The organism is Yersinia rohdei ATCC 43380 (genome assembly GCF_000173775.1).
Lineage (GTDB): Bacteria > Pseudomonadota > Gammaproteobacteria > Enterobacterales > Enterobacteriaceae > Yersinia > Yersinia rohdei.
The window spans coordinates 321,022-346,386 of the sequence record NZ_ACCD01000001.1 but is presented as its reverse complement, the minus strand read 5'-3'; the positions used below and the strand labels follow the sequence as shown (position 1 = coordinate 346,386).

Here is a 25,365-nt window from a genome sequence, read left to right as displayed (position 1 = left end):
AAATATGACCCGCTACTTAAACAAAGATACCCAAGTGTGCATTTCTCTGGCGGCCAGACCCAGCAATTTTGGCACGCGTTTTCATAATTATTTGTACGACGCCTTGGATCTTGATTACTTGTATAAGGCATTCACCACCACCGACCTGGCCGCGGCAATTGGTGGCGTCAAGGCGCTGGGGTTCCGTGGTTGCGCCATTTCTATGCCCTTTAAAGAGGCTGTTATTCCCCTGGTGGATGAGTTGGATTCATCAGCCGCTGCAATTAATTCGGTTAACACCTTGGTTAATACTGATGGTTATCTGAAAGCCTATAACACGGACTATATTGCCATCGCCAAATTGTTACAGGCGTATCGCGTCCCGACCGATAAGGTTTTTGCCCTGCGTGGCAGTGGTGGTATGGCCAAAGCAGTGGCATTTGCACTAAAAAATGCCGGTTTTAAGCAGGGGTTTATTGTCGCGACGAATGAAAAAACCGGTAAGCAATTAGCTGATCAATCTGGTTATCAGTATCAACCCGATATGCACGGTATAAAGGCTGACATGTTAATCAATGCCACTCCTGTGGGCATGTCTGGCGGTAAAGCTGCCGATAGCATGGCCTTTACTGAAGCGGCGGTGAGTCAGGCTGAGGTTATTTTTGATGTGGTGGCATTGCCCGCGATCACCCCATTGATAAGTTATGCCAAAACGCAAGGTAAAACAGTCATTACGGGTGCTGAAGTCTTTGCTATTCAGGCGGTTGAGCAATTTGTGCTGTATACGGGGATTCGCCCGGAACAAGCTTTGTTTGAAAAAGCAGCAGCTTATGCCCGTGGCTAATGATTGAGGTTGAAATCAATAGAAATTGTCGCTCATACTACGTATTCCCATTGTTATCCTTTTCAAGGAAATGCGTTATGGCCGAAGAAACGATTTTCAGTAAAATTATCCGCCGTGAAATTCCTGCCGACGTGGTTTACCAGGATGAACTGGTGACCGCGTTTCGTGATATTGCGCCGCAGGCACCAACCCATATTTTAATCGTTCCCAACATTCTGATTCCTACAGTGAATGACGTCACTGCTGAACACGAAGCAACACTGGGCCGAATGATAACTGTGGCGGCAAAACTTGCTGAGCAGGAAGGCATCGCAGAGGACGGCTATCGTCTCATTATCAATTGCAATCGTCATGCCGGGCAGGTGGTTTACCATATCCATATGCATTTAGTCGGTGGTCGCGATTTGGGTGCTTTACTGGCGCATAAATAGTCACATAACTATTTAAAGCTAGATAAATATTTATCGGCACATAACGATTTATAGCCACATAACGATTTGAGGTAAGCGCTTATGCGCTGTTCGAAGGCGTTTTTACCGGTAATGGTGTTCGCGAGCATAGTGACATTGCTGGGGTGCAGTAGCCCAAAAGGGATTGCGGTTAATCAGCAGCAAACCGTGGTAATGGACTCGTCGGTACTGACGGCGGGGATTTTGGCATCCCAGCCGGCTATTTCCTCCTCAGGGGGCAATAATATTGCTCGTTCGGTTGTCACCAATAGCCAGAATAAACCAATAAAAATAAACTATCGTTTTTATTGGTATGATAAGCAGGGACTGGATGTGCCGCCGCTGGAAGCACCGCGCTCTATTATCCTTGCGCCAGGTGATGATGTGGATATCCAATCTGTTAATAATAATTTTAATGCGCACAGTGCGCGCCTCTATCTATTCTTATAACAAATCGCAAGTGGAGTGGGACAATGAAAAGGTATTTATCTGTGGCTCTGGCAGCACTGGTGCTGACGGGGTGTATGACTCGTCCACCGGTTGAGCCAACCACGCCCCCCGTTACCATTGAACCGGTCACACCACCCGTTGTTGAGACACCTCCACCGGTAGATACTGTGCCGCAACCACCTAAAATGCAGCCATCAATGGACTGGGCCGCCAGTTTGGAACCTTTGGTTGCTCAAATGGTAAATAGCAACGAAGTGGCGAATGGCAGCATATTGTTGCTCGATAGCGTTAAAAATAACACTAATGGGGCATTACCCACGGCAAAAGCCACCTCAGCCTTGCATAAAGTGCTGGCATCCAATAAAAAGTTTGTGTTGATTTCACCGCAGCAATTGGCTGTTGCTAAGCAAACACTGGGTTTATCAGAAGAAGATAGCCTGGGTTCGCGCAGTAAAGCTATTGGTCTGGCCCGTTATGTTAGCGCCCAATATGTGCTGTACAGTGATGTGCGGGGAGATGTGAAGTCGCCGACCATTGAAATGCAATTGATGCAGGTACAAACCGGCGAAATCATTTGGTCAGGTAATGGCCCGGTTAACCGCTAATTCTTCTTTGCTGGCGTTAATCAATAGCATAAATTCGGCGGTGAAAATCGCCGATTGTCATATTACCCCAGTGGTGGGTTTGACCGGCGAAAGTTGGCGCATTTGTTACCGCTCATCCACCGGCCCCAATATTGACTGGCTGGCGCGCGAACAATCGGCACAGAAAACCCAGCTAGGAGTGAATCGGCGGCGCGAGCGAAAACTGTTGCGGCATGTGGCGGGCTGCCATTTATCGCCAACGATTATTGCCGCTAATCAGCACTGGCTGGTGGTCAACTGGCTTGAAGGTGACGTTGTCACTCAAGACCAATTTATTGAATTATCGAATAATTCTCAGCTGCCGCAACTTATAGCCCGTCTGCATCATTTACCTGCCAGCGGCTACCCACTGAATTTACGTGCTCAGCTTATCCGCTATTGGGGCATGATTGACCCCAAACGCCGCTCACCAAGTTGGCAGCAATGCCAACATGACTTTGTCCGCCGAGCGCTGCCACGGCGGGTGAAATTGGCACCTCTACATATGGATATTCACCCCGGCAATCTCTTGGTAACGTCAACTGGGCTAAAATTAATTGATTGGGAATATGCGGCGGATGGCGATATTGCCCTCGAACTCGCCGCATTGTTTGGCGGTAATGGTTGGTCTAGGCCACAGCAACAGACTTTTTTACAGCATTATTGTCGCAGTGAGCAGGGTTATCATGATATTGACTATTTATCCTGCCAGATACAGCAATGGTTGCCGTGGATTGATTACCTGATGTTGATGTGGTTTGAAGTGCGCTGGCAGCAGACCGGGCGTCACGAGTTTTTACAATGGGCGGCACCTTTGCGCCAGCGTTTTAATTTATCCTTTTGATTTTTAACAATACCTCCCAATGAATTGGCGCTGCGGTGAGCAACCCTGCGGCGTCAAATATCTGGAGGAATGAAATGGAGTTGTCGTGGGCCCAGTAATGCTAGATGTTGCCAGCTATGAGCTGGATGCTGAAGAACGTGAAATTCTAAAACACCCACTGGTGGGCGGTCTGATTTTATTTAGCCGCAATTTTCATGACGCCGAGCAGTTGCGCGAGCTGGTTCGTCAGATAAGAGCAGCCTCCCATGAGCGGTTGGTGGTGGCCGTTGACCAGGAAGGGGGCCGGGTGCAGCGTTTTCGTGAAGGATTTACCCGCTTGCCTGCGGCTCAGTCGTTTGCGGCTATCAATGATGCGGCGACAGCAGCGCAATTGGCCCAAGAGGCCGGTTGGTTAATGGCGGCTGAAATGGTCGCCATGGATATCGACATCAGTTTTGCGCCAGTATTGGATATTGGTCATGTTAGCGCAGCGATTGGTGAGCGCTCATTCCACAGCGACCCCCAGCAGGCGCTGAATATGGCCGAGTGTTTTATTCGCGGGATGCATAGCGCGGGCATGAAAACCACCGGCAAGCACTTCCCTGGGCACGGTGCCGTGACGGCAGATTCACATAAAGAAACGCCAAGGGATAATCGGCCACTGGCAGAAATCCGCACTCATGATATGGTTATATTTCGCGAACTGATTGCGCGGGGATTATTGGACGCCATTATGCCCGCGCACGTGATTTATACTGAAGCTGATGCACGTCCGGCGAGTGGTTCGGCCTACTGGCTGCAAACGATACTGCGGCAAGAGCTAGGGTTCGATGGCATCATTTTCTCAGATGATTTATCAATGGAAGGCGCTGCTATCATGGGGAATTACGCCGAGCGTGGGCAAGCTTCTTTGGATGCGGGCTGCGATATGATTCTGGTGTGTAATAACCGTCAGGGCGCGGTAAGTGTGTTAGATAACCTGTCTCCGGTCAAAGCAGACCAACTGGCGCGCTTGTATCATTCGGGGCAGTTTAGTCGTCAGACGTTGATGGCATCATCGCGTTGGCAGCAGGCGAATAAGGCATTAACTGCACTCAGCGAACGTTGGGATGCTCATAAGAGCCAATCTCATTAGGGCGGTTTTATTTGCCATTTTGAACTTGGGTTCTAAGTCGCGAGGATAAATATGATCGTTTATTTACATGGTTTTGATTCCACCAGCCCTGGCAATCACGAGAAAGTCCTGCAACTGCAATTCATTGATCCGGATGTGCGTTTTATCAGTTACAGCACCTTGCATCCGCGCCACGATATGCAGTATTTACTGAAAGAAGTCGATAAAGCCATTCAGCAAGGCGGTGATGAAAAATCGCTGATTTGTGGGGTGGGATTAGGTGGTTTTTGGGCTGAACGTATTGGTTTTTTGTGTGGGATCCGCCAGGTCGCTTTTAACCCAAATCTTTATCCGCAAGATAATATGAGCGGTAAAATTGATCGCCCAGAAGAATATATTGATATCGCCAGTAAGTGCGTCAATGACTTTCGTGAGAAAAACCGCGATCGTTGCCTGGTGGTGCTGTCGCGCCATGATGAAATGCTCGATAGTCAGCGCACGGCCAGTGATTTGCATCATTATTATGAAATTGTCTGGGATGAAAAACAAAACCACAAATTTAAAGACCTTTCCCCCCATCTTCAGCGGATCAAGGCATTTAAGACTCTTGGTTAGTGGAAAAGAGTAAGAGAGTGGAAGACAGGTGAAAAAAGTATAGGGCCAGCTGGCAGCCAGTAATTAATGCGTTTTTTTGTTAAATACGGGTTAATTATTATACGGCTCATTCTTTACTCTGTGGCTTGGAAAAAGCACTGCGGTTGCTTTTTTCAGGCCATTTTTATGATGCAAAAGGCTAAAATCGCGCTTTATCTCCTATCAAATAGAAAAATTGCAAATTGTGACCTGGCGCTAACTATTTGAATCTTATTCCAGAAAAATTTCTGTGCTGCAACCTTAATCAAATAAAGTTGATATATATCAATTTTGGTATGACCAAATAACCCTGCATGATATTCTGACTACAGTTTATTGAATTGATATCAGCGAACCCTATGTTATCTAAGGATATTATTTGTTTACCCTTAGCTAACAATTGGTTCACATTTAGGGGGTCATTTTGACAACGCCGAAGAAAAAAATCGTTATTATTGGTGGTGGTGCCGGCGGTCTTGAGCTGGCAACCAGTCTGGGTCATAAACTGGGCCGCAGCAAAAAAGCCGACATTGTTTTGGTGGATCGCAACCACAGCCATCTGTGGAAGCCACTGTTACATGAAGTTGCAACCGGTTCGCTGGATGATGGTGTTGATGCATTGAGCTACCTTGCTCATGCCCGCAACCACTATTTTAATTTCCAGTTGGGTTCGTTAACTAATATTAATCGTGAAACCAAAACCCTGAGTCTGGCAGAAATTTGCGATGAACATGGCGATGTGTTGGTGACGCAACGCGAATTGACCTATGACATTTTGGTTATGGCACTGGGCAGCACGTCGAATGATTTTGGTACCCCGGGGGTGAAAGACCATTGCATCTTCCTGGACAACCCGCATCAGGCGCATCGTTTCCATAATGAAATGCTCAACTTGTTCCTGAAATATTCAGCGCAACCGGGTGAGAAGGGCAAAGTAAATATCGCTATTGTCGGGGGCGGCGCGACGGGTGTTGAGCTGTCTGCTGAACTGCACAATGCGGTGAAACAGCTGCATAGCTATGGTTTTGAGGGCTTAGACAATCACGCGCTGAATGTCACCTTGGTTGAGGCCGGGGAGCGTATTTTGCCCGCATTGCCGCCACGTATTTCAGCCGCAGCCCATCAGGAACTCATTAAACTGGGTGTCCGTGTATTAACCAAAACTATGGTAACCAGCGCTGATGAAAAGGGCTTGAATACCAAAGATGGCGAATTTATTAATGCCGATTTGATGGTATGGGCTGCGGGTATCAAAGCACCAGACTTTATGAAAGATATCGCCGGGTTGGAAACTAACCGGATTAATCAGCTGGTGGTTGAACCGACCTTGCAAACTACCCGTGATCCGAACATTTTTGCTATTGGCGATTGCGCTTCTTGCCCGCAACCTAATGGCGGTTTTGTGCCACCACGGGCGCAATCTGCCCATCAAATGGCCAGCCGCTGCTATAGCAATATTCTGGCATTGCTCAATGACCAGCCGCTGAAACCTTATATTTATAAAGACCACGGCTCACTGGTTTCACTGTCGAAATTCAGTACTGTCGGCAGCCTGATGGGTAACCTGATGCGCGGTTCTATGATGGTCGAAGGGCGTGTAGCGCGTATTGTTTATATATCACTCTATCGTATGCATCAGGTGGCATTGCATGGTTACACCAAGACCGGCTTGATGATGCTGGTGGGCGGGATTAATCGGGTTATTCGCCCGCGATTAAAACTCCACTAACAGATTCTGTTGCAGGGACGGGGCCATGTGCCGTAGCCGCGTAAGCAACTGGCGCGGCCATCGGTGCCGCCACCCCGAGTGACTCGGAGCGGAGAATGGCGGTTTGTTATCAGCCGCCTAAGTTCATCTTTGCCTTTGAGGAATACTCTCTTACTGAAAAGCCGCTACTATTAATAATAGTGGCGGTTTTTTTTAGGATTTACTCGCGCACGGAATGCTAAAAATTTCCGCACACAATGCTAAATATTTAGCATAAAATTCTGCTGTAACAAATTTACGCAGTCGGATTCTTCCTAAACATACCTATTCACACCTACTATCCTAGCGTTTCATCCATTTATCTTATTGCTAGGTCAAAGCACATTGTGCAGACTCTACTGAGTTTATAAACGGCGAGTCACGCACGCCGTATTCCGGAAATTGAGAGGTAAATCCTTCCATACCGGAGGTTGTCAGATTTTCTATTTTACGTTGAAATTCTGAGGCAGAAGATGCGTGGTAACACTTTCAGGAGGATTTCCTGTGAACAAATCAATGTTAGCAGGTGTGGGTGTCGGTATTGCTGCGGCTTTGGGTATTGCCGCTGTTGCGGGTATGAATGTGTTCTCCAGTGCACCTCAATATGCACAAGTTCTTACTGCGACACCCATTAAAGAGACGATTAAAACGCCTCGGCAGGAATGTCGGAATGTGACCACCACGCACCGTCAACCGGTGAAGGATGAAAATCAGATTACCGGTTCAGTGCTAGGCGCTGTGGCGGGTGGGGTTCTGGGTCATCAAGTGGGTGGCGGTCGAGGCAAAGACATTGCTACTGTTGCGGGTGCCTTAGCGGGTGGGTATGCGGGTAATCGTGTCCAAAGTAATATGCAGGAAAGTGATACCTATACGACCACCCAGCAACGTTGCCAAACTGTTTACGATAAGTCACAGAAAATGTTGGGATATGACGTAACCTACAAAATTGGCGATCAGCAGGGGAAAATTCGCATGGATCGTGATCCAGGCACGCAGATCCCAATCGATAAAAATGGTCAACTGATATTGAACAACAAAGCATAAATCCAACGTCTGTTGCCCAAGAATCTATTATTGTTGTTCAGGCCTTGAATTAAGAACCCGTGTTTAGTGTTAATTCTGATCGTTTAACACCAGATATACCCAGTAGATTCCAAGTTGCCGCCTGGCTGCAATTTGCAAGATAACCGGTATGACTGTTAAGCGAGTGGCATTAGCATTGGCACGGGTTTCTCCTTACTGAAACCCGTGCTTATTATCCCACTATGCCTCTACTATGCCGCGCGATGTTGAGCAAATGCCGCCAGCAGTTCACTGATAAACTTCAGCCGTTGCGACCTGTCACTTAAATCCTGCATAAATTTCAGCTTAGTTGGCCCTTCCAGTCGGAATATTTGCGGCTGGCGCTGTAGCAAACCAATCAGATAGACCGGATCGACTTTATTTTTCTCACCAAATTCGATAAAGCCCCCGCGCTCATTACCTTCAATACGTTTGATGCCCAACGCCTGTGCTTGTTGGCGCAACCGCGCGGTATGCAACAAATAACGGGCGGCATCTGGCAGGGTGCCAAAGCGGTCAATTAACTCCACTTTTAACTCATCGAGTTCGGTTTCATCGCGTGCACTGGCAATACGCTTATAGAACGAAAGCCGGATATTCACATCAGGAATAAAGTCGTCTGGCAGTAGCACCGGCATGCGCATTTCAATTTCGGTTTGGTTGCTGGTCAAATCCTCCAGTGACGGCTCCCGGCCTTCTTTTAGCGCATCTACCGCACTTTCTAATAGCTCCATATACAGTGAGAAACCAATGGTGGTCATCTGGCCACTTTGGTCTTCACCGAGTAACTCACCGGCACCGCGAATCTCCAGGTCATGGGTCGCTAATGCAAAACCGGCCCCGAGATCTTCCAGCGATGCAATGGCCTCTAGCCGTTTTTTGGCATCGGTGGTCATGGCTTTTGGATTGGGGGTTAGCAGGTAAGCATAGGCCTGATGGTGGGAGCGCCCGACTCGGCCACGTAATTGGTGCAGCTGAGCCAAGCCAAAATGGTCGGCACGTTCAATGATAATGGTATTGGCGCTAGGAATATCAATTCCCGTTTCAATAATGGTGGTGCAGACCAGAACATTAAAGCGCTGATGGTGGAAATCATTCATCACGCGCTCAAGATCCCGCTCGCGCATTTGCCCGTGGCCGATGGCGATGCGGGCTTCCGGGACTAACTCTGCCAGCCGCTGAGTGGCTTTTTCAATATTTTCCACATCATTGAAAAGGTAATAAACCTGCCCGCCGCGCAGCACTTCACGCAGAATAGCTTCTCGCACGACCAAGCTGTCATACTCGCGCACAAAGGTTTTTACCGCTAAACGGCGTGCTGGTGGTGTGGCAATAATGGATAAGTCACGCATACCGCTCATCGCCATATTTAGCGTGCGCGGGATAGGTGTGGCGGTCAGCGTTAGGATATCAACATCTGCGCGCATGGCTTTGATGCGCTCTTTATGGCGCACCCCAAAGCGATGTTCTTCATCAACAATCAGCAGGCCGAGATCTTTCCAGCGCAAGTCACTTTGCAGCAATTTATGGGTGCCGATAATAATATCGACTTTCCCTTCAGCGGCTTGTTCCAAAATGACCTGCTGCTCTTTAGCACTGCGAAAGCGGGACATCATTTCTATCCGCACCGGCCAAGTGGCAAAGCGGTCGCGGAAATTGTCAAAATGCTGTTGGGCAAGCAGGGTGGTCGGTACCAATACTGCTACTTGCTTATTATTAGCAACAGAAAGGAAGGCCGCCCGCATGGCAACTTCGGTTTTACCGAAACCAACATCACCGCACACCAGACGATCCATCGCCAGAGGCCGGCACATATCGCTGAGAACGGCATTAATGGCCTGTTCTTGATCTGGCGTAGTTTCAAAGGGGAAGCTTTGGCAGAAGAGCTGGTATTGGTCACGGTCGAGTTTGAATTTAAAACCGGACTTGGCGGCGCGTTGCGCATAGATATCCAGCAGTTCAGCGGCCACATCACGCACTTTTTCGGCGGCTTTCTGCCGCGCGCGGCTCCAGACATCGCCCCCCAGTCTATGCAGCGGCGCATTTTCATCTGCTCCCCCGGAATAGCGGCTGATCAGGTGCAAAGACGACACCGGCACATACAGCTTATCTTCGCCAGCATAGGTCAATATCAAGTATTCAGCTTTAATGCCGCCTGCTTCGAGGGTGGTCAAGCCCAGATAGCGCCCGACGCCGTGCTCCAGATGAACCACCGGTTGACCGGGGCGCAGCTCCGCCAAATTTCGGATCAAGGTGTCAGTATTAATGGTGCGGCGATTATCATGCCGGCGGCGGCTAACGCGCTCACCCAGCAGGTCGCTCTCACAAATCAGCGCTAGCTGTTTATCGGTATCCAAAAAGCCGCGTTCGGCGGCCCCAATCATCAGATAATGGCCGGGAGCCGTGGCTTGAGATAGCTGGGTTATCAGTGACGGGCTGACTTTTATCCGTGCCAGCAAGTCTTGCAGTGTTTCGCGCCGACCTTCACTTTCGACAGAGAACACCAGGCTACCACGGAAAGATTCAATAAAACGGCGCAGATTATCCAGCGGGGCTTTTTGTTGCGCCTGAACCGACAAATCAGGCAGGGCCTGATATTCCAGATTGGTATTGGCGGTTTTGGTCGGCAGCGCCTCGGTTTTAAATTGCACCCGCGGCCATGCTTTTAGCTCACTAAACAGCGAATCGACCCGTAACCAGAGAGCTTCGGGTGGGAGCAATGGGCGCATTGGGTCAATACGGCGGCTCTCAAAACGTTGGTTAACATCCTGCCAAAAACGCTCTGCCGAGCTTTCCAGGTCACCGGTATTAATCAATAAGGTATTTTCAGGTAAGTAGCTAAAGAGCGCAGGCAATGGCTGGCTGAAAAAGAGGGGTTGCCAGTATTCAATACCAGCGGGCCAGATACCTTTGCTGACTTGCTGATAAATATGTTCAGCATCGCGGCGAACATCAAACTGTTCGCGCCACTGGCTGCGGAACAATTCAATTGCGGTCTTATCTATCGGGAATTCATGAGCGGGCAGTAAGTTAATCTGCTCAACTTCTGACAGTGTGCGCTGCGAATCAACATCAAATACGCGCAGGCTGTCAATATCATCATCAAAGAAATCAATGCGATAAGGTTCGTCGCTGCCCATCGGATACAAATCCAGCAGCGCACCACGGGTCGCAAACTCACCGTGTTCCATCACCTGAGAGACACTGCGGTAGCCTGCTTGCTCAAGTTGCGCCCGCAATTTATCTCGTGACAGATGCTGGCCTTTTTTCATTACCAGCGCATGCCCGTGCAGGAATTCATGCGGGCAAACCCGTTGCATCAGTGTATTAATCGGTAGAATAATTACGCCGCGTTCCATTGCTGGAAGATGGTACAGGCAAGAAAGGCGGGCCGAAATAATATCCTGATGGGGTGAGAAACTGTCGTAAGGCAGTGTTTCCCAATCGGAAAGGGTACTCACCGGGCGAGGAGAAAATTGTTGAATCTCATCTCGCAGGCGCAGCGCCGTTTGCATGTCGGGGGTAATTAACATTACCGGGCCATTATGGCGCTCAATGATTTCCGCACATTCGACAGCACAAGCCGAACCGGTCAACTGGCCTAACTGGCGGGTATCGCCACGTCGCTGTGGCAATGAATAACGATATTGTTGGGGCATAAGCAGTTACACAGTCTCTTGGTATCCAATCACTTTGGGTAGAGTTACCCGTGTTTTGTTGCAGTAGAACAGTTTTAGCACCACAGTTTTAGCACAACAGACGACAAATTATCTTGGCAATTATCCTAGCACGTGCGAGGGCATAGCCACAGATTGGCGCTCTGATTTGGAATAAAAGCCAGAGATATAGGCGGTTAGTGGTTCCATAAAGCGGTAGTACCCTTTATTATCCTCGATCACTTTGCTTTAGCAACAGGATCTAAACAGATTTCATGTATCAACCTGTCGCATTATTTATTGGCCTGCGTTATATGCGCGGGCGTGCATCTGACCGTTTTGGTCGGTTTGTTTCATGGCTTTCTACCATCGGCATTACGCTGGGCGTGATGGCATTGATTACAGTGCTGTCTGTAATGAATGGTTTTGAGCGCGATTTGCAAAATAATATCTTGGGGCTGATGCCACAGGCGTTGATAACTACGCCGCAAGGTTCTCTCGACCCAAGTAAGATACCTGCATCAAGCTTGAAATCATTGGAGGGTGTCACTGATATTGTCCCTTTGACCACTGCTGATGTGGTATTACAGAGTGCGCGCAATCTGGCCGCTGGGGTGATGCTGGGGATTGACCCACAGCAGCGTGAGCCCTTGTCTGACTACTTGGTGAATGTGAAACTGAAAGATTTACAGCCAGGTAGCTACAATATGATTCTCGGAGAAAAGCTTGCCGGTCAACTGGGTGTCAAACGGGGTGAAACCCTGCGTTTGATGGTGCCCAGTGCCAGCCAGTTCACGCCAATGGGGCGTATTCCCAGCCAGCGCCTGTTTAATGTTATAGGAACATTTGCTGCAGATAGCGAAGTTGATGGCTATCAAATCTTGGTTAATCAACAAGATGCCTCGCGCATGATGCGCTATCCTGCTGGCAATATCACCGGTTGGCGCTTATTTCTCTCCCAGCCACTTACTGTCGATAGCTTGAGCCAGCAGACCTTGCCGGAAGGCACGGTATGGAAGGATTGGCGTGATCGCAAAGGCGAACTTTTCCAGGCGGTAAGAATGGAAAAGAATATGATGGGATTGCTGCTTAGCCTGATTATTGCTGTAGCCGCCTTTAATATCATTACCTCGCTGGGCCTGTTAGTGATGGAAAAACAGGGCGAAGTGGCTATTTTACAAACCCAAGGGCTAAGCCGTCGGCAAATCATGCTGGTGTTTATGGTGCAAGGGGCCACCGCCGGAGTGATTGGCGCATTGCTCGGTGCCGGGCTGGGGATTTTACTTGCCAGTCAATTGAATACCATTATTCCGGTGCTCGGTTTATTGATTGATGGCGCGACCTTGCCGGTGGAAATTAACCCTGTTCAGGTGACCCTGATTGCCCTGGTGGCGATGGCGATTGCCTTACTGTCCACGCTTTACCCTTCCTGGCGCGCTGCCGCCGCACAACCTGCCGAGGCTTTACGCTATGAGTAACCATCCTTTATTACAGTGTTTAAACCTGTGCAAGCGCTATCAGGAAGGCCAACTGCATACTGACGTATTGCGCGACGTGTCATTTAATATTGATGCGGGCGAACTGATGGCGATTGTCGGCAGCTCTGGTTCGGGCAAAAGTACCTTACTGCATTTGTTGGGTGGGCTGGATTCCCCGACTTCTGGCGAGGTTATTTATCAAGGGCGCTCCCTGAATCAGCTTTCTTCTGCGGCGAAAGCGGAGCTGCGTAATCGCGAATTAGGTTTTATCTATCAATTCCACCATTTGCTGCCCGATTTTACCGCATTGGAAAACGTCGCCATGCCATTGCTAATTGGTGGCGCTAAACCGGGTGAAGCGCAAGATAAAGCGCGGGCCATGCTGGTGGCCGTCGGTCTGGAAAAACGCAGCAAACATCGCCCGTCAGAGTTATCCGGTGGGGAGCGCCAGCGAGTGGCGATAGCCCGGTCACTGGTCAATAATCCGTCTTTGGTGTTGGCTGATGAGCCTACCGGTAATCTGGATCAACGCAATGCCGATAGCATTTTCAATCTGTTGGGTGAATTGAATGTGCGCCAGGGCACCGCATTTTTGGTGGTGACCCATGATTTACAATTAGCGAAACGAATGAGTCGACAGTTGGAAATGCGTGATGGCCAACTCCAGCAACACTTGACGTTGGTGGGGGCCGAGTAATGGGCGTTTCGCCACTTTCACTGTTAATTGGTTTGCGCTTTAGCCGAGGTCGCCGTCGTGGCGGCATGGTGTCGTTAATTTCGGTGATTTCAACATTGGGTATCGCCTTGGGCGTCGCGGTGTTGATCGTCGGCTTAAGTGCAATGAACGGCTTCGAACGGGAGCTAAAAAACCGCATTTTAGCGGTAGTACCTCATGGTGAAATTGCCGTGGTGAATCAGCCGTTCAGCGACTGGTCAGCCACCTTGCAGCGCATTGAGAAAGTTCCAGGTATTCTGTCTGCCGCACCTTATATTACCTTCACGGGCTTGATTGAAAACGCGACGCAGTTACGTGCGGTGCAGGTAAAAGGTGTTGATCCGCAGTCAGAACAGCAACTTAGCGCCTTACCCAGTTTTGTGCTTGACCATGCTTGGGATAATTTCAAAGCGGGTCACCAGCAGATTATTTTAGGCAAAGGGTTGGCAGATGCCTTAGGGGTGAAGCAGGGGTCATGGTTGACGGTCATGATCCCCAATAGCGATCCTGAAATGAAATTGCTGCAACCTAAGCGCATCCGTTTGCAGGTCGCAGGTGTTTTTGAATTGAGCGGGCAGCTGGATCACAGTCTGGCATTGGTGCCGTTGGCTGATGCGCAGCAATATTTAGACATGGGTGACAGTGTCACTGGTATAGCTATCAAGGTAGATGATGTCTATAACGCCAATAAACTGGTTCGCAGCGCCGGTGAAGTCACCAATGCGTATGTGTATATCAGCAGCTGGATTGGTACTTATGGCTATATGTATCGTGATATACAAATGATCCGCACTATCATGTACTTGGCCATGATATTGGTGATTGGCGTGGCCAGTTTTAATATTGTGTCCACATTGGTCATGGCAGTTAAAGATAAAAGTAGTGATATTGCGGTGCTCCGCACATTAGGGGCCAAAGATGGCCTGATCCGCGCCATTTTCATCTGGTATGGTTTGCTGGCAGGGCTTATTGGCAGTATCAGCGGGGCGGTGGTGGGTGTGATTGTCTCTTTGCAATTGACCAATATTATCCGTGGGTTAGAAACGCTGATCGGGCATCAATTTTTGTCGGGCGATATCTATTTCATCGATTTCTTGCCGTCAGAATTACATTGGTTTGATGTGGCCTGTGTGTTGGCAACTGCGCTGGTATTGAGCTTAATTGCCAGCTGGTATCCTGCGCGTCGCGCCAGTCGTATTGATCCGGCACGTGTGCTCAGTGGGCAATAATTAATAGGGGCGGGCTATGTATTACGGTTTTGATATGGGCGGCACCAAGATTGAGTTAGGTGTTTTTGATGCCAACCTGCAACGAATCTGGCATAAGCGAGTCCCTACGCCGCGCGAAGATTACCCGCAATTGCTGCAAACATTGCACCATATGACGTTAGAAGCAGATGCCCATTGTGGCGTTAAAGGCAGTGTGGGTATTGGCATCCCGGGCTTGCCTATTGCGGATGACGGCACCGTGTTTACTGCGAATGTGCCAGCGGCGATGGGCCAATCATTGCAGGGTGACTTGTCTGCATTGATCCAGCGCGATGTCAAAATTGATAACGATGCTAACTGTTTTGCACTCTCTGAAGCCTGGGATCCTGAGTTTCGCCAATATCCCACGGTACTGGGGTTGATTCTTGGTACCGGAGTGGGTGGTGGCCTGATTGTGAATGGCAATATTGTCAGTGGGCGTAATCATATTACCGGTGAATTCGGCCATTTCCGCTTGCCAGTCGATGCGCTGGATATATTGGGTGCAGATATCCCACGGGTGCCTTGTGGTTGTGGGCATAATGGTTGTATTGAGAATTATATTTCCGGGCGCGGCTTTGAATGGATGTATCAGCATTTCAATCAGCAGTCCTTACCCGCGACAGAGATAATTGCCCATTACCATGCCGGTGAACCCAAAGCCGTGGCACATGTTGAGCGCTTTTTAGATGTTCTGGCGGTGTGCCTGGGTAATTTATTGACCATGCTTGACCCTCATTTAGTGGTGATTGGCGGGGGCTTATCAAACTTTGAGTTGATCTATCAGGAACTGCCAAAACGTTTACCGCAGCATTTATTGCGAGTGGCTCGATTACCACGGATTGAAAAAGCGCGTTATGGTGATGCGGGCGGTGTGCGTGGCGCGGCATTCTTACATTTGGCTGAGCGCTAGTTGTTATAGATATAATCTTTATAAACATACTGTTATAAATATAATATTATAGACAATAGCAATACCAAGACTGCTGACAAAGTTGATGAGAGGGGATGTGTACCCAATGGAGCCGCCGTCAGAGCGCACCATAGGTGCAGCCATCCCGGCTGACTCGGCGCTGATAATGTCACTTTGTCATCAAACTCAATATCCACACTTTAAGTGGCAGGGTATAAAAAAAGGAAAAAGTTATGCGCATTCGCCATCGGCTATGTCGGTTTCGCAAGAATAAGCATTTGCGGCATCAACGTTTTCGCTCCCGCATTTTTCATCGGGATAGTGCTGAAACATCAGCAATGAAGAAGCCGTTTGTGGTGGTTCTTACTGGCGCTGGGATCTCGGCCGAATCGGGTATTCGTACATTCCGGGCTGCGGATGGTTTGTGGGAAGAACATCAGGTGGAGGATGTCGCCACCCCTGAAGGGTATCGTCGCGATCCTGAGTTAGTTCAGGCTTTTTATAATGCGCGTCGTCGCCAGTTGCAGCAGCCGGACATTGCACCGAATGCGGCTCATTTCGCCTTAGCTGATTTGGAAGCCGTGCTGGGTGATAACTTTGTGCTGGTCACCCAAAACATTGATAATCTGCATGAGATGGCTGGTAGCAAGCGGGTTATTCATATGCATGGTGAACTGCTGAAAGTGCGTTGCACACAGTCAGGTCAGGTGCTGGATTGGCCAGGTGACCTCAGTGCTGATGAACGTTGTCATTGCTGCCAATTCCCATCGCCACTGCGCCCCCATATTGTGTGGTTTGGTGAGATGCCGATGGGGATGGATGAGATTTACCAGGCACTGGCAGATGCTGATTTCTTCATTTCTATTGGCACCTCAGGCCATGTTTATCCTGCCGCTGGCTTTGTCCATGAGTCAAGCTTACACGGGGCCCATACTGTTGAGTTGAACCTGGAACCCAGTCAGGTAGAAAGCCAATTTGATGAAAAACACTATGGTTTAGCCAGCAAAGTTGTTCCAGATTATGTGCGGGAATTTCTCACTACACGTGGAGAAAATCGTCAAGGCGACTAATGTTTTTGCCCATTGCATCCATGCCGCTGACTTTTAGCAAGACGGTACCGGTTGAGGAATAACTCATCCGGTACGTTTTTCATGATGCGCGTTATTATTCTGACTTAAGTTTGTCTAAAGCTGACCTGACGCAATATTTGACAGTGATCACTTCCCCATAATGATATTTACTATTATGAGGGTGGGAACCATGGACAAATTACTCGACCGCTTTTTCAACTATGTTTCTTTTGATACACAAGCAAAAGCCAATGTAAAATCCGTGCCGAGCACCGAAGGGCAGCGCAAGCTTGCTCAGGCATTACAACTTGAGTTACAGACATTGGGTTTTTCTCAGGTTAGCTTGAGCGACCATTGCTGTGTGATGGCCACATTACCGGCAAATGTTTCCTGGTCAGTCCCCACTATTGGCTTTATTGCTCATCTTGATACTTCGCCTGATTTCTCGGGCAAAAATGTTAATCCACAAATCGTCGAAAACTACCGCGGTGGTGATATTGCCTTGGGGATTGGCGACGAGATTTTGTCTCCGGTCATGTTCCCGATATTGCATCAGTTACTTGGACAAACACTGATTACCACGGATGGTAAGACCTTATTGGGTGCGGATGATAAGGCCGGAATTGCAGAAATCATTACCGCTATGCTGCGTTTAAAGCACCACAATGTTCCGCACGGAGATATCCGCATTGCCTTTACGCCGGATGAGGAAGTGGGCAAAGGGGCGCGTTTCTTTAATGTGGCAGAATTTGGTGCTCAGTGGGCTTATACCGTGGATGGTGGCGGTGTTGGTGAACTGGAATTTGAGAATTTTAATGCAGCAGCGGTGACGATAAAAATTGTGGGTAACAATGTCCATCCCGGCAGTGCCAAAGGGGTTATGGTTAATGCATTATCGCTGGCGACTCGTTTTCATCAGCAGCTCCCGGCCGATGAAACCCCTGAATGCACTGAAGGCTATGACGGTTTTTATCATCTGCAAAGTATTAAAGGCACCGTAGAACGGGCAGAAATGCACTATATTGTGCGAGATTTTAATCTGGATGGGTTTGAAGCGCGGAAGAGAAATATGGTCGATATCGCCAAGCGAGTCGGCAAAGGTTTGCATCCCAACTGTTATATAGAAATCGTTATGGATGACAGTTATTACAATATGCGCGAACATATTATCAAGCACCCACATATTATCGAACTGGCACAACAGGCAATGAAAGATTGTGATATCACGCCGATCATGAAGCCGATACGTGGTGGCACTGATGGCGCGCAGTTATCTTGCTTGGGGCTGCCTTGTCCAAATATCTTCACTGGTGGCTATAATTATCATGGTAAACATGAGTTTATAACCCTGGAAGGGATGGAGAAAGCCGTTGCAGTTATTATGCGAATTGCTGAACTGACAGCGCAACGCGCAGCAGAGTAATGCACCGGTGATTTCATCAGATACCCCCGGCACTGTGAGGGTATCTGATGTGAAAACAGCAATATTAGTCGTTAAAATACCAATAGCCGTTGTTAACCAATGCGGTCAGCATTGCCAGGAACGATGGATCTTCCAGTGCGTCCCCCAGCTTCTCAGCATCAACCTTGAAATATTGGCATAATGCGTTCGCAGCCTGTGAGTGCGGTGTATTAATCAATTCACCATTAGCAAAGCACTGGTCACCAATACGCAATACACGTAGGCCACTCAATCTATGTAATTCTTCGCCTTGCTGGAGTAAATCATAGACGTCGCCGGCTTGATATGGCGGCTCTGGTGGTGCCAAGTCCAGCTCATGGCGGGATTGGGAAATAAATTCACCAAACCAATTTTGGAAGTTCTCCGGTTGTTGGACTAAATCCAACATCATCGAACGAAGTTTATCGACTTCTTGTGGCTTAATTTCTGCCGGATTTTCTCGCAATTGTAAATCTGGATCACTGTAGCGATGGCTGCCTAACTCGCGGGACAGCACATAATCGGCAAAGCCGCTGACTAACTCACGTGCGTTAGGCGCGCGGAAACCAACCGAATAATTCAATGCATTTTCAAGTGCATAGCCTTCATGCGGGAAGCCCGGTGGGATATAGAGAATATCGCCCGGCTCCATTTCTTCATCAATAATGGCGTCAAAAGGTTCAACTTGCAGCAAGTCAGGATGTGGACAATGTTGCTTCATTGGCGTTTTTTCACCCACTCGCCAGCGGCGACGGCCAGTCCCTTGAATGATAAAGACATCATACTGGTCAAAATGTGGGCCAACGCCACCACCAGGGACTGAGAAGGAAATCATTAAATCATCCATCCGCCAATCTGAAAGTGCGCGGAAGGGCCGCATTAATGCGGCGGCAGGTTCATGCCAATGGTCAACAGCCTGTACCAGAAGTGACCAGTTAGTTTCGCCTAAATGATCAAAACTCTCGAACGGGCCATGACTGACTTGCCAGCGGCCATCTTCATGGCTTACCAACCGGCTATCGACTTCATTTTCCATAGCCAAGCCCGCAAGCTCATCAGGCGAAAGTGGGTCAATAAAGTTTTTAAAGCCGCGTTTGAGTATAACGGGACGTTTCTGCCAATAGCGTTGCAGAAAATCTGACCAATCGAGACTGAGTTGGTAATCCATGTTTATTCCAGCAGAGGGGTGAACTTGCCAGTGATTATAACGGATGCCTGCCCAGAGTATCAGGGGTTAATAGGCAATTTTGTTAATTAGCGTGTTAATCAGTGTGATAATCATGTTGCTGGCCGAAGGTCACCATCATTCTCGCGCCACCTAAGGGGCTTTCAGTGATGGTTATCTTGCCCTGATACTGCTCAATAATTTCGGCAGCAACCGACAGCCCAAGCCCTTGACCGGGGCGCAAGGTATCTACTCGCTGGCCTCGTTGGAAAATTAACTGTCGTTTACTTTCGGCAATACCTGGCCCATCGTCGTCAACGACAATAGTCAGTTGTTTTTCAGAGTGCAGGGCGGTTATCTCGACAAATTCCAGACAATACTTGCAGGCATTCTCCAGAACATTGCCCATGACCTCCATAAAGTCATTTCGCTCGCCAAGGAAAGTCACTTCAGGGGAGATATCCAGTGTGAGTACCACTCCTTTGCGCTGATAAACTTTATTTAGCGCACTGCACAAGCTGTCAAGCAGTGCGGGAACCGAATGAATTTCACGAATTAAGACATTATGTTCGGAGCGCATACTGGCGCGATGCAGATAATAGCCAATCTGTTGAGAAATACGGCTTATTTGCTCAAGCATAATGGGCTCGACCTCCTCAATGGTGGTCTGCTTGCCGGTACGTAAAGAGCGCAACGTTGTTTGCAAGACGGCCAGCGGGGTTTTGAGGCTGTGAGTGAGGTCTGACAATGTGGTGCGATATTTGGTATAACGCTGGCGTTCATTGGTTAGCAAAATATTGAGATTTCGGACTAAACTTTGCAACTCACGGGGTGGGTTCTCATCCAGTTGATCGCGTTCGCCTTTTTCAAGCTGACTTATCTGGCTAACTAAGGCCTTAATCGGTCTTAAACTCCAATAGGCGGCGAGCCACAGTAATGGAACAACTAACAGCAAGTTAGCCAGTAAGACATAGCTAAACCAGTTCCAAACCAAGTCTGAGCGCTGCAATTCCTGCGGGATAGTATCGACCACGACAATGGTGAGCTGCGGCAAGCGGGATGTTGCGGGGTAAGTATTGACCGAGACCGAGTGAGTTAGAGCGCTGCTGTCAGTATCATCATATTTTTTTAGCTGGTCTTGGGCTTTCGGGTTATCGCCCAGCATCATGCTACTGATTTGTGTCCCGGTATCAAGTTCGTAAAAACCCGGCTTCTGTAGCCAATTTTTTTCGATATGAGACTCAAGTTCGGGGACATGACGTTGACGCCACAGGATATTGCCATCTTTATCGTAAATCAGCACCAGGGTTGGAATATTGAGTTCAAGCTCTGGTGGTACGGAGATGCTGAGTCTATTGTCATGCCACTGCGCCAAGCTGAAAAATAAATTACTTTCACCGCGATGCGCGCTGAAAGTATTTTTATCAAAGCTGACGATATAGCCGACGACCGCGACCATACCATAAGAGAGTGACAGCGCTAAGATGACACCCGCTGTTGCCATAAGAAAACGTGCACGAAGAGAGAACGGCTTGTTATTTTTCCTGAACATGTCGTTTAGTTGGTGTCAAAACGGTATCCCTGACCACGGATGGTAGTAATCACTTCACCTTCATGTTCGGCTTGCAGTTTTTTACGTAAACGGCCCATTAATACATCAATAGTATGGCTCTCACGTAGTTCTGCATCAGGATACAGTTGCAGCATTAAGGTATCTTTGCTGACGACTTTGCCTGCATTACGAATCAGGGTTTCAATGATGGTGTATTCAAAGGCGGTCAGTTTAATCTGTTGCTGGTTGACGCACAACTCTCTACGCGAAAGATCAATCTGAAAAGGAGGGAAATCAATCACCTGAGATGCCAAACCAATATTACGGCGCATCAGGGCCTGTATCCGCGCTATCACTTCTTCCAGATGAAAAGGTTTGGTCACATAATCATCGGCACCGGCTTCTAGCACCGCGACTTTATCTTGCCAGCTTTCCCGCGCCGTCAATACCAGAATGGGCAGATTGGTTTGATGGCTACGCCAGCGACGGATAAGACTCAATCCATCTTCACCCGGTAAGCCGAGATCGATAATTGCGATATCTGGTGCATGTTCCTGCAAGAAATAATCTGCTTCTTTGGCATCTTCTGCTGCATCAACTTGATGGCCCATTTCGCGCATTTGCACTGTAAGATGGTGACGCAACAAAGCATTATCTTCGACAACCAGAACCCGCATACCACATTCCTCGATATTCGTTAACCGGGTAATCTAATGTTACCCGACAATTAAAAATTAAAACAGTGACTTAGAAGTTGTAACCCAAACCTACTGGTCTATCTGACCGCTAACGCCCAATTATGGTCGGTATAGCCGACTTCTACTGCAAGGTTTTGTGTTACTGAATAATTTGTCATGTTCCGCGCTGTATGGAATGCATGGCTATTGTACAGCACCAGTAACCTCTGGGTAGCCAGCCGCCATAGCGACAGTATTCGTGTTTATCAAGGCGAAGGACTTAGTGATTGTTTTAACTCAGAGATAATGGCTCCTGCAGTTCTAACACCTTTTGATACCGCCGGTATTATCAGTGACAACAGCTAAACCAAGGCTAAACAGGGGGGCGTCCGTAAGAGAATAAGATAAGAGAGATAAATACCAGTTACACCTGAATCCTCCAGGGGAAACCGCAGTTTTTTGCGTTATCAGTGACTGGGCCCATCCTTGGGCCACTACGTGTTAGCTACCTGCTACGCCAGTTACATTGGGTATAACTCTATTACTTAAGTTCATCAACCATAGTCGTGGCCCGGCCGATATAATTGGCTGGGGTCATGGCTTTCAACCGAGTTTTTTCTTCTTCCGGTAGGGCGAGACTGTCGATAAATGTTTGCATTCCCGCAGCATCAACACGTTTGCCACGTGTTAACTCTTTTAATTTTTCATAAGGTTTTTCAATGCCATAACGGCGCATAACCGTCTGGATTGGTTCAGCCAGAACTTCCCAGTTATGGTTCAATTCATCTAACAGATGCGCTTCATTAACTTCCAGCTTGCTGATGCCTTTCAGTGTGGCCTGATAGGCAATAACGGCATAACCCAAACCCACGCCCAAGTTACGTAATACCGTGGAGTCAGTCAGGTCGCGCTGCCAGCGTGAAACCGGTAGTTTGCTGGCCAGATGGCCAAGCACCGCGTTAGATAGCCCAAGGTTGCCCTCAGAGTTTTCAAAATCGATCGGATTCACTTTATGCGGCATGGTACTGGAACCAATTTCACCGGCGATAGTTTTTTGCTTGAAGTGATTCAGTGCCACATAACCCCAAATATCGCGGTCAAAATCAATCAGGATGGTATTGAAACGCGCAACACAATCAAATAATTCAGCAATATAATCGTGAGGTTCGATTTGCGTTGTGTATGGGTTCCAGTTGATCCCAAGTGACGTGACAAAGCTTTCACTGAACTGGTGCCAGTCAACTTCCGGGTACGCCACGATGTGAGCATTATAGTTGCCGACTGCGCCGTTGATTTTGCCCAGAATTTCGACTTGTGACAGTTGGCGATACTGGCGCTCCATGCGGTAGGCTACGTTCGCCAATTCTTTGCCAATCGTGGTGGGTGTCGCTGGTTGGCCGTGGGTACGGGACAGCAGCGGCAGATCACGATGCTGGTGCGCCAGCGCTTTAATCGAGTCAATAAGCTGACGCCACATTGGCAAAATCACGTCCTGACGTGCGGTTTGCAGCATTAAGGCGTGTGACAGGTTATTGATATCTTCTGAAGTACAGGCAAAGTGAATAAATTCTGACACGGCATGCAGCGCCGGAATACTTTCTACTTTTTCCTTCAGGAAATACTCAACTGCTTTCACATCATGGTTAGTGGTGCGTTCAATGGTTTTGATGCGTTGTGCATCTTGTTCATTGAATTCTTGCACGATCTTATCAAGGTAAGCGTTTGCGTTGGCATCAAAAGCCGGAACTTCTTTGATTTCTGCACAGGCGGCCAGTTTTTGCAGCCAACGTACTTCGACCTGCACGCGAAATTTCAGCAAACCGAACTCGCTAAAGATTGGGCGCAGTGCGCTGACTTTGTCGCCGTAGCGTCCATCAATAGGGGAAACGGCGGTCAGTGAGGATAATTCCATTGGTGGCAACTCCTGAGGAAGGATTTCAATTATGAGCAAGAATACTCTGTGCCTGTTTAAACAGACGATTTCGCGAGAACATTAACTGCAAGCGGCTTCCGCCAACTTGTTGCCAAAGCACGGCTGAGCGGATCCCCGCCAGTAGGGCAGCGCGGATTTTTGCCTGCACCAAGGTGCTTTGTAAAATAGCCGGTGAACCCACCACCTGAATCCGCGGGCCAAGCGGGCTGATAACATCAGTATAAATCGCTGCCAGTGAACTCATCATGGTTTCAGATTCAAGATCAAAATGTGCCAATTGGCGATCAAGTTGACTAATACGCTCGCCCAAGGTGTTCATGGCGGATTTATTGGCATTAAGTTTTCTTTCCAGCACCATCAGGCTCAGGGTGTAGCGGGTCAATTCAGCCGCTGGCCCCTGGCGATTGGCATTGAGGACACTTTGCAGTATTTCCAACCCCATTTTCAGCGACTCTTCATTGCCGCCATACACCGCCAGGGTTGAAGGGGGGTTGGTTTGCAGCAACCCACCCAGAACAGTATTCAAAGCATCGTTATCGCAAACGCCTTCATGGGCTAATTGCTGAACCAAGCGAGCTGACTGGCAGATTCCCGCCAATGCCAACGTAATGTCATAATAATTTTTCGCCACGGTTACTCCTGTAAGATAACTAACTGGGTTGATGACCGATTTAGCGTGCTACCGCGCCAGTCAGTGGATAACGCTCTTCAATAATGCCGCCACCGAGGCAGACTTCACCTTGGTAGAAGACCGCGGACTGTCCGGGAGTGACTGCGGCTACTGGCTCATCAAACCGCACCTCAACACGTTCGTCATCTAATGGTGTCACAGTGCAAGGAATGTCTTGCTGGCGATAACGGGTTTTCACGACACAGCGGAAAGCGGCCGTGACAGGTTGTCTATCGACCCAGTGCAACTGTTGGGCAATCAGGCCCACAGACATTAATCGCGGATGTTCATGTCCTTGAGCGACCAACAGAATATTATTGGCGACATCTTTATCCACCACATACCAAGGGTCGTCCCCGCCTTCTTTGGTGCCACCGATACCCAAACCTTTGCGCTGACCCAGCGTGTGGTACATCAACCCTTGATGTTCGCCGACATGTTTGCCATCAACAGTCATGATTGGGCCGGGTTGCGCGGGCAGATAACGGCCCAGGAAATCACGGAATTTGCGCTCGCCGATAAAGCAGATACCGGTTGAATCTTTTTTCTTTGCGGTCACTAGTTCGAGTTGTTCGGCAATCCGGCGAACTTCAGGTTTTTCTAATTCGCCCACCGGGAACAGGCTCTGAGCCAGTTGTTCATGACTTAAAGTATAGAGGAAATAACTTTGGTCTTTATTACCATCTAAACCCCGCAATAAGCGGCTTTTACCGTCAACATCCTGGCGGCGGACATAATGACCAGTGGCAATATAGTCCGCCCCGAGGTCTTCGGCCGCGAACTCAAGGAAAGCTTTAAATTTGATTTCTTTATTGCACAGAATATCGGGGTTAGGGGTGCGCCCGGCTTTATATTCTTCCAGGAACAATTCGAACACGTTATCCCAGTATTCTGCAGCAAAATTGACGGTGTGTAACTCCATGCCCAGTTTGTCGCATACGGCTTGAGCATCGGCCAGGTCGGTCGCTGCTGAGCAATACTCTTCGCCATCATCCTCTTCCCAGTTCTTCATGAACAAGCCAGCAACTTGGTAACCCTGTTGCTGGAGCAGGTAGGCGGAAACGGAAGAATCGACACCGCCGGACATTCCGACGATCACTTTTTTCTGGCTATTATCTGACATG

At 48.7% G+C, this 25,365-nt stretch carries 23 protein-coding genes; 16 read left to right on the top strand and 7 right to left on the bottom strand.

Annotated features, from left to right (window positions below):
- The first annotated feature begins 4 nt into the window (after positions 1–4).
- From YROHD0001_RS15550 to YROHD0001_RS15590, 9 genes are all read left to right on the top strand, one after another.
- Positions 5–823 carry a shikimate 5-dehydrogenase gene (locus YROHD0001_RS15550; RefSeq protein WP_032816051.1) on the top strand — a complete coding sequence of 273 codons (819 nt, stop codon included), beginning with the start codon at positions 5–7 and terminating at the stop codon, positions 821–823.
- Positions 824–900: 77 nt separating this feature from the next.
- Positions 901–1,254, top strand: a complete 354-nt coding sequence (gene hinT / locus YROHD0001_RS15555; protein ID WP_004713212.1) for a purine nucleoside phosphoramidase — start codon at positions 901–903, stop codon at positions 1,252–1,254.
- Positions 1,255–1,335: 81 nt separating this feature from the next.
- Entirely contained in the window at positions 1,336–1,722 is a 387-nt protein-coding gene (locus tag YROHD0001_RS15560; protein ID WP_032815952.1) for a YcfL family putative periplasmic lipoprotein, read from the top strand.
- Between the two features lie 23 nt (positions 1,723–1,745).
- A complete protein-coding gene (gene lpoB / locus YROHD0001_RS15565; RefSeq protein WP_032815951.1) occupies positions 1,746–2,327 on the top strand; it encodes a penicillin-binding protein activator LpoB in 582 nt (193 codons plus the stop codon).
- Complete coding sequence (gene thiK / locus YROHD0001_RS15570) at positions 2,308–3,189, top strand: thiamine kinase (protein WP_042542283.1); 882 nt, start codon at positions 2,308–2,310, stop codon at positions 3,187–3,189. The genes lpoB and thiK overlap by 20 nt, the downstream gene beginning before the upstream one ends.
- A gap of 85 nt (positions 3,190–3,274) precedes the next feature.
- Positions 3,275–4,303, top strand: a complete 1,029-nt coding sequence (gene nagZ / locus YROHD0001_RS15575; RefSeq protein WP_004713207.1) for a beta-N-acetylhexosaminidase — start codon at positions 3,275–3,277, stop codon at positions 4,301–4,303.
- Between the two features lie 51 nt (positions 4,304–4,354).
- A complete protein-coding gene (gene ycfP, locus YROHD0001_RS15580; RefSeq protein ID WP_004713205.1) occupies positions 4,355–4,897 on the top strand; it encodes an alpha/beta hydrolase YcfP in 543 nt (180 codons plus the stop codon).
- 442 nt (positions 4,898–5,339) lie between these two features.
- The gene (locus YROHD0001_RS15585; RefSeq protein WP_004713204.1) at positions 5,340–6,644 is read left to right on the top strand and encodes an NAD(P)/FAD-dependent oxidoreductase; all 1,305 of its coding nucleotides are present in this window, start codon (positions 5,340–5,342) and stop codon (positions 6,642–6,644) included.
- A gap of 522 nt (positions 6,645–7,166) precedes the next feature.
- Complete coding sequence (locus YROHD0001_RS15590) at positions 7,167–7,706, top strand: glycine zipper 2TM domain-containing protein (RefSeq protein ID WP_032815949.1); 540 nt, start codon at positions 7,167–7,169, stop codon at positions 7,704–7,706.
- Between the two features lie 230 nt (positions 7,707–7,936).
- On the opposite strand, the gene mfd is transcribed toward YROHD0001_RS15590, so the two are convergent.
- Complete coding sequence (gene mfd, locus YROHD0001_RS15595; RefSeq protein ID WP_004713202.1) at positions 7,937–11,383, bottom strand: transcription-repair coupling factor; 3,447 nt, start codon at positions 11,381–11,383, stop codon at positions 7,937–7,939.
- Positions 11,384–11,655: 272 nt separating this feature from the next.
- On the opposite strand from mfd, the gene lolC reads away from it, so the two are divergent.
- The 6 genes from lolC to pepT all read left to right on the top strand — a co-directional run bounded on the left by lolC (position 11,656) and on the right by pepT (position 18,226).
- Complete coding sequence (gene lolC / locus YROHD0001_RS15600; RefSeq protein ID WP_004713201.1) at positions 11,656–12,858, top strand: lipoprotein-releasing ABC transporter permease subunit LolC; 1,203 nt, start codon at positions 11,656–11,658, stop codon at positions 12,856–12,858.
- On the top strand, positions 12,851–13,555 hold the full coding sequence (gene lolD / locus YROHD0001_RS0117190; RefSeq protein WP_032815948.1) for a lipoprotein-releasing ABC transporter ATP-binding protein LolD: 705 nt from the start codon (positions 12,851–12,853) through the stop codon (positions 13,553–13,555). The genes lolC and lolD overlap by 8 nt, the downstream gene beginning before the upstream one ends.
- On the top strand, positions 13,555–14,802 hold the full coding sequence (lolE, locus tag YROHD0001_RS15605; protein ID WP_004713200.1) for a lipoprotein-releasing ABC transporter permease subunit LolE: 1,248 nt from the start codon (positions 13,555–13,557) through the stop codon (positions 14,800–14,802). Before lolD ends, lolE begins: the two co-directional genes overlap by 1 nt.
- 16 nt (positions 14,803–14,818) lie before the next feature.
- Positions 14,819–15,733 (top strand): N-acetylglucosamine kinase, encoded by a 915-nt coding sequence (gene nagK / locus YROHD0001_RS15610; RefSeq protein ID WP_004713199.1) that lies wholly within the window; start codon positions 14,819–14,821, stop codon positions 15,731–15,733.
- 233 nt (positions 15,734–15,966) lie between these two features.
- Positions 15,967–16,803 (top strand): Sir2 family NAD+-dependent deacetylase, encoded by an 837-nt coding sequence (gene cobB, locus YROHD0001_RS15615; protein ID WP_032815947.1) that lies wholly within the window; start codon positions 15,967–15,969, stop codon positions 16,801–16,803.
- A 190-nt stretch (positions 16,804–16,993) separates the two neighbouring features.
- A complete protein-coding gene (pepT, locus tag YROHD0001_RS15620; RefSeq protein ID WP_004713196.1) occupies positions 16,994–18,226 on the top strand; it encodes a peptidase T in 1,233 nt (410 codons plus the stop codon).
- Between the two features lie 64 nt (positions 18,227–18,290).
- Here pepT and YROHD0001_RS15625 read toward each other — a convergent pair whose 3' ends face one another.
- The 3 genes from YROHD0001_RS15625 to phoP all read right to left on the bottom strand — a co-directional run bounded on the left by YROHD0001_RS15625 (position 18,291) and on the right by phoP (position 21,638).
- Positions 18,291–19,412: a ribosomal protein uL16 3-hydroxylase gene (locus YROHD0001_RS15625; protein WP_004713195.1), complete on the bottom strand. Its 1,122-nt coding sequence runs from the start codon at positions 19,410–19,412 to the stop codon at positions 18,291–18,293.
- Positions 19,413–19,506: 94 nt separating this feature from the next.
- Positions 19,507–20,961 carry a two-component system sensor histidine kinase PhoQ gene (phoQ, locus tag YROHD0001_RS15630; RefSeq protein ID WP_032815946.1) on the bottom strand — a complete coding sequence of 485 codons (1,455 nt, stop codon included), beginning with the start codon at positions 20,959–20,961 and terminating at the stop codon, positions 19,507–19,509.
- 5 nt (positions 20,962–20,966) lie between these two features.
- Positions 20,967–21,638, bottom strand: coding sequence for a two-component system response regulator PhoP (gene phoP / locus YROHD0001_RS15635; protein ID WP_004713193.1), 672 nt, complete (start codon positions 21,636–21,638; stop codon positions 20,967–20,969).
- A 177-nt stretch (positions 21,639–21,815) separates the two neighbouring features.
- Here phoP and YROHD0001_RS15640 point away from each other — a divergent pair, with 177 nt between their 5' ends.
- The gene (locus YROHD0001_RS15640) at positions 21,816–22,004 is read left to right on the top strand and encodes a hypothetical protein (RefSeq protein WP_004713192.1); all 189 of its coding nucleotides are present in this window, start codon (positions 21,816–21,818) and stop codon (positions 22,002–22,004) included.
- Positions 22,005–22,179: 175 nt separating this feature from the next.
- On the opposite strand, the gene purB is transcribed toward YROHD0001_RS15640, so the two are convergent.
- Genes purB through mnmA form a run of 3 tightly spaced genes read right to left on the bottom strand, consistent with a single transcriptional unit; the run spans position 22,180 to position 25,364 of the window.
- Positions 22,180–23,550: an adenylosuccinate lyase gene (gene purB / locus YROHD0001_RS15645; RefSeq protein ID WP_004713191.1), complete on the bottom strand. Its 1,371-nt coding sequence runs from the start codon at positions 23,548–23,550 to the stop codon at positions 22,180–22,182.
- Between the two features lie 25 nt (positions 23,551–23,575).
- Positions 23,576–24,202 (bottom strand): high frequency lysogenization protein HflD, encoded by a 627-nt coding sequence (hflD, locus tag YROHD0001_RS15650; protein ID WP_004713190.1) that lies wholly within the window; start codon positions 24,200–24,202, stop codon positions 23,576–23,578.
- A 40-nt stretch (positions 24,203–24,242) separates the two neighbouring features.
- Positions 24,243–25,364, bottom strand: coding sequence for a tRNA 2-thiouridine(34) synthase MnmA (gene mnmA, locus YROHD0001_RS15655; protein WP_004713189.1), 1,122 nt, complete (start codon positions 25,362–25,364; stop codon positions 24,243–24,245).
- Position 25,365: the final 1 nt, after the last annotated feature.